The organism is Paenibacillus oryzisoli, assembly GCF_050467285.1.
Classification (GTDB): Bacteria; Bacillota; Bacilli; order Paenibacillales; family NBRC-103111; genus Paenibacillus_E; species Paenibacillus_E oryzisoli_A.
Genome location: NZ_JBCMUN010000006.1, coordinates 116,800 through 129,929, shown reverse-complemented (window position 1 = coordinate 129,929; position 13,130 = coordinate 116,800). Strand labels below are relative to the sequence as shown.

The 13,130-nt window shown below is 56.0% G+C and carries 12 protein-coding genes and 1 pseudogene; 6 read left to right on the top strand and 7 right to left on the bottom strand.

The window, feature by feature from the left end; all coding sequences use genetic code 11:
• Positions 1 to 80 precede the first annotated feature (80 nt).
• Together ABE504_RS09580 and ABE504_RS09575 are read left to right on the top strand one after the other, a co-directional pair.
• A complete protein-coding gene (locus ABE504_RS09580; RefSeq protein ID WP_430087578.1) occupies positions 81 to 2,147 on the top strand; it encodes a beta-galactosidase in 2,067 nt (688 codons plus the stop codon).
• A gap of 151 nt (positions 2,148 to 2,298) precedes the next feature.
• On the top strand, positions 2,299 to 2,646 hold the full coding sequence (locus tag ABE504_RS09575) for a hypothetical protein (RefSeq protein ID WP_430087576.1): 348 nt from the start codon (positions 2,299 to 2,301) through the stop codon (positions 2,644 to 2,646).
• Between the two features lie 53 nt (positions 2,647 to 2,699).
• Here ABE504_RS09575 and ABE504_RS09570 read toward each other — a convergent pair whose 3' ends face one another.
• Positions 2,700 to 3,185: an SRPBCC family protein gene (locus tag ABE504_RS09570; protein WP_430087574.1), complete on the bottom strand. Its 486-nt coding sequence runs from the start codon at positions 3,183 to 3,185 to the stop codon at positions 2,700 to 2,702.
• 150 nt (positions 3,186 to 3,335) lie between these two features.
• Here ABE504_RS09570 and ABE504_RS09565 point away from each other — a divergent pair, with 150 nt between their 5' ends.
• Positions 3,336 to 4,187, top strand: coding sequence for an AraC family transcriptional regulator (locus tag ABE504_RS09565; protein WP_430087572.1), 852 nt, complete (start codon positions 3,336 to 3,338; stop codon positions 4,185 to 4,187).
• An 84-nt stretch (positions 4,188 to 4,271) separates the two neighbouring features.
• Positions 4,272 to 5,066 carry a TIGR00266 family protein gene (locus tag ABE504_RS09560; protein ID WP_430087570.1) on the top strand — a complete coding sequence of 265 codons (795 nt, stop codon included), beginning with the start codon at positions 4,272 to 4,274 and terminating at the stop codon, positions 5,064 to 5,066.
• 87 nt (positions 5,067 to 5,153) lie between these two features.
• Here the strand turns inward: ABE504_RS09560 and ABE504_RS09555 are convergent, their stop codons facing one another.
• The 3 genes from ABE504_RS09555 to ABE504_RS09545 all read right to left on the bottom strand — a co-directional run bounded on the left by ABE504_RS09555 (position 5,154) and on the right by ABE504_RS09545 (position 8,060).
• Complete coding sequence (locus tag ABE504_RS09555; protein ID WP_430087568.1) at positions 5,154 to 5,573, bottom strand: universal stress protein; 420 nt, start codon at positions 5,571 to 5,573, stop codon at positions 5,154 to 5,156.
• 116 nt (positions 5,574 to 5,689) lie between these two features.
• Positions 5,690 to 6,796 (bottom strand): winged helix DNA-binding domain-containing protein, encoded by a 1,107-nt coding sequence (locus ABE504_RS09550; RefSeq protein WP_430087566.1) that lies wholly within the window; start codon positions 6,794 to 6,796, stop codon positions 5,690 to 5,692.
• An 82-nt stretch (positions 6,797 to 6,878) separates the two neighbouring features.
• A complete protein-coding gene (locus ABE504_RS09545; protein ID WP_430087564.1) occupies positions 6,879 to 8,060 on the bottom strand; it encodes an epoxide hydrolase family protein in 1,182 nt (393 codons plus the stop codon).
• Positions 8,061 to 8,215: 155 nt separating this feature from the next.
• Here ABE504_RS09545 and ABE504_RS09540 point away from each other — a divergent pair, with 155 nt between their 5' ends.
• On the top strand, positions 8,216 to 9,169 hold the full coding sequence (locus tag ABE504_RS09540) for a helix-turn-helix transcriptional regulator (RefSeq protein WP_430087562.1): 954 nt from the start codon (positions 8,216 to 8,218) through the stop codon (positions 9,167 to 9,169).
• 706 nt (positions 9,170 to 9,875) lie between these two features.
• Here ABE504_RS09540 and ABE504_RS09535 read toward each other — a convergent pair.
• Positions 9,876 to 10,901 (bottom strand): Gfo/Idh/MocA family protein, encoded by a 1,026-nt coding sequence (locus ABE504_RS09535; RefSeq protein WP_430087560.1) that lies wholly within the window; start codon positions 10,899 to 10,901, stop codon positions 9,876 to 9,878.
• Between the two features lie 58 nt (positions 10,902 to 10,959).
• Positions 10,960 to 11,850 (bottom strand): sugar phosphate isomerase/epimerase family protein, encoded by an 891-nt coding sequence (locus tag ABE504_RS09530; protein ID WP_430087558.1) that lies wholly within the window; start codon positions 11,848 to 11,850, stop codon positions 10,960 to 10,962.
• A 160-nt stretch (positions 11,851 to 12,010) separates the two neighbouring features.
• Here ABE504_RS09530 and ABE504_RS09525 point away from each other — a divergent pair, with 160 nt between their 5' ends.
• Positions 12,011 to 12,892, top strand: coding sequence for an AraC family transcriptional regulator (locus tag ABE504_RS09525; RefSeq protein ID WP_430087556.1), 882 nt, complete (start codon positions 12,011 to 12,013; stop codon positions 12,890 to 12,892).
• A gap of 57 nt (positions 12,893 to 12,949) precedes the next feature.
• Here the strand turns inward: ABE504_RS09525 and ABE504_RS09520 are convergent.
• Positions 12,950 to 13,117: pseudogene (locus ABE504_RS09520) on the bottom strand (polyphosphate kinase 2 family protein); the annotation flags it as partial.
• Positions 13,118 to 13,130: the final 13 nt, after the last annotated feature.

The window sequence follows — 13,130 nt, the reverse complement described above, 5'->3', positions numbered from 1 at the left end:
TAGTATAGCTCCGGCCTGCCCTATAATCAAAAGGAAACCGATATTGCGACGATAATTATTCACCCAAGGAGCGATTAATGATGATTCGAAAATTTCCGCCGATTAGTTCCAAATTGCCTGTCCTGATGCATGGGGCTGACTATAATCCCGATCAATGGCTGCACGACCCGCAAGTGCTCGCAGAAGACATTCGACTCATGAAGCTGGCCGGCTGCAATGTGATGGCGATCGGGATTTTTGCCTGGGCGGCTCTGGAGCCGGAAGAAGGCGTGTTCGCGTTTGAATGGCTTGATCGTGTACTCGATTCGTTCGCGGCGAACGGCATCTACGCCTGGTTGGCAACCCCAAGCGGCGCACGTCCGACCTGGATGTCGGAGAAATACCCGGAAGTGCTGCGCGTCGCGGCCAATCGCGTGCGAAACCTGCACGGTCAGCGGCATAATCACTGCTATACCAGCCCGGTTTACCGCGACCGAACGGCACGGATCAACGGCGCATTGGCTGAGCGTTACGGTCACCACCCCGCAGTCATCGGCTGGCATATCTCCAACGAGTTCGGCGGCGACTGCCATTGCGACTATTGTCAGGACGCGTTCCGCGCCTGGCTGCAGCAGAAATACGGCTCGCTGGAAGCGCTGAATGCCGCTTGGTGGACTTCCTTCTGGGCGCATACATACACGTCCTGGAGCCAAGTCGAATCTCCGGCGCCGCATGGCGAGAACGCGGTCCACGGGCACAATCTCGACTGGAACCGGTTCGTTACCGACCAGACCGTCGCCTTTTGCGAGCATGAGATCGCTTCGGTTCGCAGCGCCAATCCCGCGCTTCCGGTGACAACCAACATGCATTTAATCGAGATGCTCGATTACCGGAAATTTGCCGATTGTCTGGACGTCATTTCCTGGGACTCCTATCCTATGTGGCATGAGGGGCAGGATGACAGCGGGCTTGCGGCGTCCACCGCTTTTTATCATGATTTGTTTCGCTCGTTTAAGCAAAAGCCGTTCCTGCTCATGGAAAGCACACCGAGCCAAACGAACTGGCAAAAGGTCAGCAAGCTCAAGCAGCCCGGCATGCACCGCTTGTCTTCCCTCCAGGCGATCGCGCACGGGGCGGATTCTGTGCAATATTTTCAATGGCGCAAAAGCCGGGGCTCCAGCGAAAAATTCCACGGCGCCGTCGTCGATCACGCCGGACATGAGCATACGCGCGTCTTTCGCGATGTCGCTGCGCTCGGCAAGACGTTAGGGGATATCTCCGATATCGTCGGTACCACGACGCCGGCCGAAGCGGCCATCCTCTTCGACTGGGACAACCGCTGGGCGGTCAAGGACGCGCAAGGCCCCCGTAATTCAGGCATCCACTACGAGCGGACGGTGCACCAGCACCATCGTGCTTTGTGGGAACTCGGAGTACCTGTCGACGTCATCGGCTCCCAGGACATTTTCGCCGGTTATAAGCTGATCGTGGCCCCTATGCTCTACTTATGCACGGAAGAAACCGGCCGGCGGCTCGAAGCGTTTGTCGAGGGTGGCGGCACACTCGTCACTACGTACTGGTCCGGCATCGTAAATGAGCACGACCTGTGCCATCTTGGCGGGTTCCCGGGACCACTCCGCCGAATGCTCGGCATTTGGGCCGAGGAAATTGAAGGGCTTTATGACCACGACCGCAATGGCCTGCGTCTGCTGCCTGACAATCCACTGGGCCTCTCGGGCACGTTCGAAGCGCATGAAATTTGCGAGATCGTTCACACCGAAGGCGCTGAAGTGCTTGGCGTGTACACGGACAGCTTCTATGCCGGACAGCCGGCGCTGACCCGAAACGTCTTCGGCACAGGGCAGGCCTACCATATGGCGACGCGACTCAAACCGGACTTCCTGTCGGCGTTCTACAAGTCCGTTGTTGAACAAATCGGCACAGCCCGCGCACTGGATACGGAGCTGCCGCAAGGCGTGACGGCCCAGATTCGGACGGACGGCGAGACGACGTATGTCTTTGTCATGAATTTCAGCGGCGAGGTGCAGCGTGTTCAGCTTGATGGGCGCAGCTATACAGAGTTGGAAACGAACGCGCCTGTGCAAGGCATCAGCCTCGAGCTTGCCGTCAACGGTGTTGTCCTTTTGAAACGTCCCACGAAGCCATAAGCAAACGCTTGTACGAGGGGGCATAGCTTGAGAAGCCTTGCGAAGCGATCCCGTTATTTGCACATTTTTCAGCATATAGGATAATCTATCGCTCGGGCACCTCCCTTTCTGCATTTACTAGGATCAGATAGAAAAAAGGGAGGTGATTTCGATGGCTAAAGCATTACGTCCCGCTAAACTCGACAACGGTCAAGGCAAAGTACTCCGCCGCATGCCGGGAACACTCAAACCTACGCAGCGCCTCTCCCGTTTCACGGTGTTATGGGTCAGCACAAGCGGCGTTCCTTTCCAAACCGCAGGCTTTACTTGCACAGCAAGCACAGTTGGCGGCACGCGTCTCGCGACCGTTCGTTTTGACAACTACGGTACAGCCGTCTTCCGTTCCATTGGCACACCTACAACGCGTACGCTCATCATTCGTACGTTCGATCAGGACGGTGTCCTCTTCCGTACCCGCACCGTTCCTTCAGGCGTCGCAGCATTCGCGATCATCGGCTAATCGTCTCTCTTTCATGTCAAAAAGCTAGCTCGGGATGAGCTAGCTTTTTATTGTCATAACCCTTTCGACGCCGCTTGATAGGCCTCGTACCAGTGCGCCCACTCCTCTTGCGGAAACGCTCTGGGCTCACCGGCTAACTGATCTGCAAGCAAGTCCAGACATACATGCCAGCCGGCCAAATCTTTCGGCGTATGCGCTGTCCACTCGCCGACATACTCCATCAGCTCCAGCCGCGTCCCTTCGGCAACAGGCTGCACGTGAAAGCGCACTCGACCCGCTCCCCACGCAAACTCCAGCACTTCCTCCTGTACAAAATCCGTGATCGGCATTTCAATGAGCGGAGACGTACCATCTTTCATGTCAAAAAGCATTCTCCCGCCGCTGCCCAGCTCGCCTGTCTTCAAATTCGGCATCCACACCGCAAGCGCTGCGTCTTCCGTCAACGCCTCCCATACCTGAGCTGCCGTCTGCGGCAGCAGGCGCTCGAATCGCGCCGCGTAGCCTTGATCCGTTTGAATAATAACTGCTAAAGGTGCCATCGTCTGCATTCGCTCCTTTTCTGAACAGCCTATATGACTACTATAGCGTTTTTCCCGCCAGGCTATCAAATGTGAAGAAAAGCAGTGGCTTTTCGAAAATAGACATGCCATACTAAATTTAGCAAAATGTTAGGTGAAGGAGCACCGATCATGAAAGAAACCTTGCATGAATTCGTCGATTTGCATCATTTCATGCCAACGCGCTTCGACCGGTCAGGCGGCTTCTGGCTCATACGGGCCGGACGCAACGTCGCCAAGCCCAGCTACTGGATAGGACGCAAGCAGATTGATTGCTTCGGGCTGCATATTCTCCGCAGCGGAAGCCTGCTGCTGCGATTCGGCGACCAGCAGGTGATGCTGCAAGCTGGGGACCTCTTTTGTCTTTTTCCACATGTCACCTATGAATACCAGATCGCCGGCGAAAATGAGCTCCAGATGCTGTGGCTGTCCCTGCAAGGACCTCAACTGCCTGAGCTGCTGCAAACGATCGGCGTCACGCCTGCCGAGCCTTACCGTCGTCAAGCGATCCGAGGGGAATCACTGGACGGCTTGCAAGACATTGAACGTCTGGTTTGGGAGCAGCCGCCCGCGCGAAAGCTGGCCATGTTCAGTGCGCTGTGCCGTTTTTTTGAAAGCCTGGAGCTGGATAGCCCCTTCCCGCATGAACAAAATCAGTCTGCAAACGATAACTGGATTCAGGAAGCAGAGCGTTTCTTCCAGCTGCATTATACCGAAGAGCTGCGGATTCATGGCGTTGCCGACGCATTTGGCTTGCATCGCTCGTATTTTTCCCACGCCTTTACGCAAAAGCTCGGTATATCGCCGCAGCAATACATCCAGCGTCTGCGCCTGCAGCGCGCCCAGCAGCTTTTGCTGCAGAATCGTACCCTAACTGTAGGCGAAATCGCGCTCTCCGTGGGGTACCCGGATCTGTATACCTTCTCGCGCGCGTTCAAACGGCACGTCGGCTGCTCCCCGAGCGATTATCGGTCGCGCACCTAGAAAGCAGAAACCAATACCTCGTTCCCAGCGTATAACTATTTTAATTACGGAAACTTACATACATTTATTGGAGGTACAAGAACGATGAACGCACATGAAATTGATTATCGTATTCTAGGAAGTGAAATGCAGTACGTGGAAATTGAGCTCGATCCGGGAGAAAGTGTGGTCGCCGAAGCCGGAAGCATGATGATGATGGATCAGAACATCCATATGGAGACGGTCTTTGGCGATGGCAGCAGCGATAACAAAGGGTTCATGGGCAAGCTGCTTGGTGCGGGCAAACGATTGTTAACGGGTGAAAGCTTGTTCATGACGGTATTTACGAATCATAGCTCGTATGGGAAAGAAACGGTGAATTTTGCCGCTCCTTATCCGGGAAAAATCATTCCGATGGATTTGCAGGATCTCGGCGGCAAATTGATTTGTCAAAAAGATTCCTTCCTCTGCGCAGCGAAAGGCGTATCCGTTGGGATCGCGTTCCAGCGCAAGCTGGGGGCCGGCTTCTTTGGCGGTGAAGGCTTTATCATGCAAAAGCTTGAAGGCGATGGCCTCGCTTTTGTTCATGCGGGCGGCTCCATCTGTGAGCGGGTGCTTCGTCCAGGGGAAGTCCTTCGCGTCGATACGGGGTGCCTTGTGGCGATGACGCAAGATGTAGACTATGACATCGAAATGGTTAAAGGTGTGAAAACGGCGCTGTTCGGCGGCGAAGGTCTGTTCTTTGCGACGCTGCGCGGACCTGGGCGTGTATGGATTCAATCCTTGCCTTTCAGCAGGCTGGCGGACCGGATGGCTTCGGCTTCCAGAGCAGGCGGACGGAAAGAAGAAGGAAGCATCCTCGGCGGCTTAGGCAATTTGCTCGATGGAGACGGGAGATAAACGGTTAGCCGATAAACATATAAGCCCGGTGGCGAGCTTCATGCTCGCACCGGGCTTTGTGCTTATCGGTCATCGTCCCATCTTGGGCTATCTCGTCACCATGACCGGGCAATGCGCGTGTTTGATGACATTGTGGCTGACGCTGCCCAGCAAAATCTCGGAAATCAAGCCGGCACCGCGGCTGCCCATCAGAATGAGATCAACCTGATTGTCGTCGGCAAACTGGGTGATGATCATAGAAGGGTCGCCCGTTTTCAACTGTACGTCGTAAGGAACTCCGGCCGCTGTAAGCTTGTCCTCCGCAGGCTTCAGAATTTGCTGTCCTTCCGCCTCAGCATTCTCCTCAATGGAAATAATAGGCGGCTCATTGAGTACCAGGATTGGACTCACATGAAGAATGGTTATTTTCACTTCGTGGGATAAGCTTGTTGCCAGAGCAATCGCTTGTTCAAGCGCGTGATCGCTATGCTGGGAACCATCAACCGGAACGAGAATTGTACGAAACATAGAAATTCCTCCCATCTTGATGCGCTGGCGCATCTTTTTCAGACAGCTAGTGATGTTCCATGTCTCTATCATACTCCCACGTAACGTTAACGTCAACGTAAATAAATCTTTGAGACTTACTGGGGAATGATGATGATTTCCGAGGCCTCCGTTTCCGCTCCGACAAAATGAAGCAAGCGCTCCCCTTCTTCAAGCAAGGCGTCTTTCTCCGAGGGATCGAGCTTCTCGAACATTTCCGCGACGATTGCCGTTTTCCCTCGCTCTCTGTGCAGCTTCCAGGTTCCAGCTACGTACCCGTCGATGAGAATTGTCGGCCGAACGATGCCATTTGAAGTAAATACTCGGTTACGGTACCGGTCCTCCAAAATACGGCTGCGATCCGCATGTGCGAGCAGGATGTTATCAAACTCGCCGAGAAAGCGCGGCACCGCAGGCGTATCCGCCTCTGGCCGCGGGGCATCCGGCAGATCGAACAGAACAGCTCCTTGATCCGTCTGGAACGTTACAAGCTCGCCTTTGAGCTGCTCCAGCACTTTACCTAGCCCCGAAAGTCCCGACCACACCTGCATATCTTTCACCGTCGCCGGGCCAAAAGCCGCCAAATATCGGCGAATCCACCGTTTCGCGTCGGGTTCGGCGCCCATCGCTTGCCCGAGCCACAGTTCCATCGACGTATGCACCGCCTGTCCGCTCTCTCCCCATATGCCGCGAGGCGGTGTCTGTACGAGCGGCACCAGATTTCGTACTGCCGCCGACAACGCGTCTGGCCGCTGCGCAGGCCACTCCTGCTGCAAATGCTCTCCCAGCTCGCTAAGCGTCATCGGCTTCTCTTCAACCAGACTTCGGCCGCTCGCTGCCAGCTGGCTCCTGTCCACGCCTTGAAGCTCTTTGCCGAAAGCGCCGTTCAAGCTGCGTTCCATCACTGGCTGCAGCCACGGGCGGAGCGCCAGCGCATCAGCGGCAGAGGCCAGGTGCAGCGTCGCTCGCATCAACGCCATGCGAACCGCTTTGCGACCCAGGATGAGCTCGGAAAGCTGCTCCTGGCGAAAATCTTCGACCCTGGACCAGAGCGCGAAGTAAGGGGCGTTCGGGGCTTGCGCCTGCAAGCCCGCCAGCTTTTCAATAGCGTCCAGCACAGGAAGCTGTACCCGGCTGAGCAGCATCTGTCTGGCCAGCAAAGCCCGATTCAGTGCGCGTGAATCCATGATTGGCGTACTCGTCATGGCAGTGCCTCCTTCTCGTTTTGAGGCCGGCATAACCGGCATCGTCAGATGAACCTATCCGCACCCGAAGCCACCAGTCTCATTAACGCATGCCGCGGAAAAAATTGCGCATGTCGCCGATCATCAAATCCGGCGCATCGATCACCGCAAAATGAGTGCCCCGATCGAACTCGCTCCAATGCACGATTCGGTTGCCTTGCTCCGCATAATGGCGGATGGCCACATCGGACAACTGGAACACCGCGACGCCAATCGGCGTTTCCGAAGGCGCTTTCGGCGCCCAAGCCGCCGGATCATGTGCGGCTTCATAGTACATTCTTGCCGACGAGCCCGCCGTACCATTCAACCAGTATAGCATCAGATTCGTTAAAAACCGTTCTGGATCCACGGCCCCTACCGCATCTCCGAAGCCGTAGAATAACTCCGCCGTCCAGGCAAGCAGACCGACAGGCGAGTCATTGAGTCCATAGGCAAGCGTCTGCGGCCGCGTCGATTGGATCATGTTGAAGCCGAAGCGCTCCTTCATAAATTGACCGAGCCGGCCAAGGCGGACTTTTTCGGCGTCCGAAAGCGTCGCCAGCACGTCATCTTCCACCGGTCCCATTGGAATAAAGCCCATGGTGGCCGCATTCACATGCACACCGGCGACCCGGCCCGCTGCGATACGCCCCATCTCCGGCGCGATAATCGCGCCCATATCGCCGCCTTGCACGCCATACTGAGTGTAGCCAAGGCGCTCCATCAGCTCGGCGAACGCTTGCGCCGCGCGCCCGGGCGTCCATCCCGCCTCTTCCGTCGGCCCCGACAAGCCAAAGCCCGGTATGGATGGGATGATGAGATGGAACGCGTCAGCCGGATCGCCGCCGTAGGAACTCGGGTCGGTCAATGGGCCAATCAGATCCAGAAACTCGACGGGTGAACTCGGCCAGCCGTGAATGAGCAAGAGCGGCATAGCCGACGCCTCTGGGGAAGGGATATGGAAGAAATGAAGATTCGCGCCATCGATCGTCGTCACATACTGCGGAATTTCGTTCAACCGCTGCTCCTGTTTGCGCCAATCGAAAGCCGTGCACCAGTAGTCGGCCATTTCTTTGATGAAGGGCAGCGGGACGCCGTACTGCCAGCCTGCACCAGGCAGCTCATCTGGCCAGCGGGTATGTGTCAAGCGATACGTAAGATCGTCCAGCGCCGCTTGCGGCGTCTCAAGTCGATAGGGGCGGATAGCCTTTGCATTTTTTTCTGCTGCGGAAATCGGTGTGTTCATGGGTAACTCCTCCTCAAGGGGATTGGGTTTATATTTGCATTGTAATCTCCCCTTGTTGACAACTGTCTGTCAGGAACATTCTGCGGTGAGAAAAAGATCGACTTCCCGCCGCAGGAACGGTAAAGTCAGATATAGAGGAAGGAGCTGGAATTTCATTGAAAATCGAACGCTTACTCGGCATTACCATGATCTTATTAAGTCAGCGGCGGGTGAACGCCCAATCGCTTGCAGATAAATTCGAGGTCTCGCTCCGGACGATCTATCGGGATTTGGAGACGATCAATATGGCCGGCATTCCGATCGTTTCCTATACGGGCTCCGACGGGGGCTATGAAATTATGGAGCAGTTCCGGCTCGACCGGCAAATCGTCACCTTCGACGACCTGCAATCGATTCTGGTTGCGCTCAAAGGTGTTCAAGCTTCACTCGACGATGTAGAAATGGATGGCCTTCTGACCAAAATCAAGGCGCTGGTCGCCAAATCCGAACAGCATCAGCTGGAAGAACTCGGTGAAACGTTGATGTTCGATACGAATCTATGGCACGGCGGCGGCATCAAGGACCGCTCCATGCTGGCAGTGCTGCGGCAAGCAGCCAAGCAGCGGTCGGTCGTCTCGTTCCTCTATACGAACACGGAAGGCGTAGGCGAGCAGCGTGAAGTTGAGCCCTTGGGGCTAGCTTGGAAAGGCTATGCGTGGTACTTATATGCCTACTGCCGGCTGCGCAGCGACTACCGAACGTTCCGCGTGTCGCGCATAAGCGGGCTGCGCCTGCAACTGGAAACGTTCGCGAACCGCGGCGTTCGCATGGAAGAGCTGGATGCGCGCTGGGGCAATCAGGAGACAGGGCCGCTCGTGCCGCTGCTGCTGCGCTTTCCGCCTCGCCTGCGGGTGCGGGTCGAGGAGGCCTTTGGCTTGGACAAAGTCGACAAGCAGGAAGACGGCACGCTGCTCGTTCGCGTCAGCTATCCCGACAACCACTGGATGTACGGGATGCTGCTCAGCTACGGGCCAGACGTGGAGGTGCTCGAGCCGCTTGCCGTGGCGGATAAAATCCAGCACATGGCGAAGCAAATCTACCAGAAATATCTGGAGGGGTCGTCTCCATGAGTATGCTTCATCTCTTCGAAGCAAGCTTTTAACGTATTATCAAGCCCATGCCCGAGCCCAACCACCGCCCGCCTCAGCTTGCCTGTTACATTCGCCCCTCACTTGCATTTCCTGCATCAAATTGATCGACCACTAGCTAAAAACAGCATGCGTCCTGTATCTTCTACAACTGCTGTACCCATTCGTTCCCCGCAAGAAACGGCTTGATCGGGTTGATCGGGTTGATCGGCTTGCCAAAACTGCAAAAAAGCAGGAATTTCCCGCAATCCTTATCTGATTTGAGCAAATTCCTGTGAATCGGCAGGCATTTTTAACAAGTATCCTCTTTTTGAGTGGATTCCGCGGAAAAAACTGCCTTTTTGCAGGAATTAGAGAGGAAGCGCCTTTTTCTTGAAAGATTCCTGCCCTTGTGCAGGAATTCACGTGCCCACTGCTCTCCACTCCGATAGTTACCCGAGCATTACTTTGGGCAACCGTTCGCAGACTCTCCCCGAGATTCAGCCGCTTAACGGCGATTTACCTGTATGCTCTGCGGGATGCTGATGCTCTCCACGGCTGCCGGCTCAACGAACCTGCTGCCATGCCATGCCCGGCCTCCGGCCTCTGGCCCCCCTCCCCCCCCCTGTCCCTGCCATGCCTTGCCCGCCCCACCGGCGCCCGCGAAAACCCAAAAAGCCGTCCCCGACCAGGGACGGCTCTTACACGCTTACGCTCTCTGCAGCATCACCTTGCGCTGCTCCTTCGCGCTTTGGATCGCACCGAACACCATCGCGGTGCTGTAAATATTGTCGGCGTAGCTCGTCTCCGCCGGGCGCCCTTCCGCCAGCGCTTGGAACATTTCGTCCAAGCAGCCGTAATGCCCTTCGCGTCCGTTCCAAGTGAACGGCGCTTCCACGTGCTCGTACTCGTAAAGGAACTTCGCCTCTTGCCCTGGCGCAACGACTTCGGCATACGGCGCCGCATCCTTCCAGCTGGCCGCCCCCTTGCTGCCGGCGATGCGCCACTCCGCCTCCCACGTCGTGCGCAGCCCTTCAGAGCACCATGAGCCGTTGTACGTGAACACGGCACCGTTATCAAACTCAAAAATGCACGTCGCAGCCGCATTGCCTTCATACCACGAGCCTTCCGGATTGAACTCGTGGCAGTAGACCGACACCGGATTCGCCCCGATGATGAATCGCGCCTGATCAAACGTATGGATCGCCATATCCATAATCAACGGACTGTCCATCGCATCGCGGAAGCCGCCGAAATGCGCACCGACAAAAAAGTCTGCCGTCACAAACCCCGGCTTGCCAATCGTCCCCGCGCGAATCAAGTCGCGGAGCGCGCGGATATTTTTCAAATAGCGGCGGTTCTGCATGATGCTGTACTGCAAATGAGGCTTCGACACCGCAAGCTGAACGAGCTCCTCAGCCTCTTCCATCGAGGCAGCCATCGGCTTCTCGCTCATGAGATGGCAGCCGCCTTCCAGCGCGGCCGTCGCTACAGCCCGGTGCGCCGAGGGCACCGTCACATCAAAAACCAGATTCGCCCCAGTCTCTCGAATCGCCTCTTCCACGCTCGCGAACCACGGGACTGACAGCCCGTAGGTCTCGTTCATTTTGACCGCTGCCGCCTCGTATAAATCCACCCAAGCCACAATCTCGGCATCCTCGCGCTCGAGCGCATATTTCACCCAAGTCTTCGCCATACTGCCGCAGCCGGCCTGTACAATCCGATATGTCGTCATCTCGCAAGCCCTCCTCTTAGTCGACTTTCCGAAATACAGTTAATTTCGGAAAGCGCCGTTAATCAACCACCGGATTAGGAACGAACGTCCCGCCCCGGCATGTTTTCAAATAGTTCAACGCATGCACCTGGCCTGTCATTTCCAACGCATCCCGGTAGACCGGATCGTGCCAGCCCTCAATATCAATCGTGCTCTTATACCCATGCTGGCGCAGAATGGAGATGATGTCCGTCCAATTCGTATCGCCAAATCCAGGCGTCCGGTGCCAGACATACGGTTTCGGTCCGCCGATGCCCTGCTCCTTGATCACATCCCACGCAATCGTGGCGTCCTTGCCGTGGACGTGAATAATTTTGTTCACCCATTTGCGAAGCTGTGGGATCGGATCGATCAGTTGCGTCATCTGATGCGTAGGCTCCCACTCCAAACCGATATGCTCATCGGGCAGCGCATCGAACATCAACTCCCAAGCCGCCGGATTATGCGCGATATTCCAGTCCCCTTTGTGCCAATTCCCGTTCATCGGACAATTCTCAAAAGCTAGCTTCACACCGTTCGCCTCCGCACGCCGAGCAAGCTCACCAAACACCGCTTTGAAGCGCGGAATCGAGTCCGGAATCGGCTGATCCACCAGACGCCCCGTGAAACCGGTTACCATCTCCGCGCCAAAATCCCGCGCATGATCAATTAACCGCTCCCAGCTCGCCAGCGTATCTGCATTCCCTTCATGCCCCGTGAGTGGATTGCCAAAAATCGATAAGCTGGACACCACCGTCCCATGCTGCTGCATCATGTCACGAATTTGTGCTGCTGTTTCCTTCAAATTCGTCGTGCCGGTCGTTTGCCAGAACGATAATTGAAAGCTTTCGAAGCCGTGCTTCACAATTTGCGGAATCACTTTGACTGCCGTTGGCCCCTGCACGAGTGTACCAATTCGAATATTTTCCATCGTCTATGCGCTCCTTGATCCTATTTGCATCTTTCGCCGATAGTCTGGCTCGCCCGATGCAGCTGGTATATACTTAGCATAGTCCAGTTTTCAACGAAGCCGCTACCTAGGATCGTGGGAAAAACTTGCACGATTTTGTGCTCTAAGGAGGAAGACCGCCATGACCGCCTTAAAAGAGTTAAAAGAAAATACGCGCATGCCCGGCAAGCACTTCCTGTTTAACGTCTTTCACAATCTCAGCTCCGGCGAGCGCTTCTTGCATTTGCACTGGCATGAGCATATGGAAATTATTTATTTTGTAAAAGGAAGCGGCGTCTTCGACATCGGCGGCACCTCCGTCGACGCAGCGCCCGGCGACCTGCTCTTCGTCCATAGCGGCGAGCTGCATGCCGGCTATGCCGTGGCCAACACGGACGTCGATTACTATGCCATCGTGTTCAACAAATCTTTGCTCGGCGCTGACTCGGGAGATCCCTTGTACGGTCCGATCGTCCTGCCCTTCATGGAAGGTCGCAAGCGCTTCCCATTGCAGCTTCGCCCCGGGGATGCCCCCTACGCGGCCTATCTGCCGCTCATTCATCGGCTCATCGATGAATTTGAGCATAAGCTGCCGGGCTATGAGCTCGCGGTCCGCTCGCACCTGCAGCTGCTGATCGCCGCCGCGCTGCGCTGGCTCGAGCAAAATCCACCCGCTCGCCGCGAGGCGCGGGCGCCTCTCTCTCAGCTCCATGCGAAGCAGTTTGAGGAGCTGTTCGCCTTCATCCGGGCGGAATACCGGCGCCCGATCTCCCTTGAGGAAGCGGCGCAGCTGACGAACATGAGCGTCCACCATTTTTGCAAAACGTTCAAAAAGCTCACGGGCCGCACCTTCGTCGAGTACGTCAATCTGTTCCGCATTAACGAGGCGGAGAAGCTGCTGCGCACCGAAGGTCTGTCCGTCACCGAAGCCGCCGAGCAGGTGGGCTTTAACAGCATCAACTATTTTACGCGCACGTTCAAGCAGTTTAAGTACTATAGCCCTTCCCAATGCAAAAAAGAATGAAAATGACTTCCACCGACCTGCAATCAGGCGAGTGGAAGTCATCTATGCTGCAGCGGCTCAGTCGCTTGGGTGTTCCTCCCTCAGTTTCTCCAAAAGTGCCTGCACTTCGATATTCGGTTGCGGATACGAGAGCTCCAGCTTCTCCATCACCCGCAGAACAATGCGAAGCACCAGGTAATCCCGGAACCAGCGCTCATTCGCCGGGACGATGTACCAAGGAGCCTGCTTGGTCTGTGCT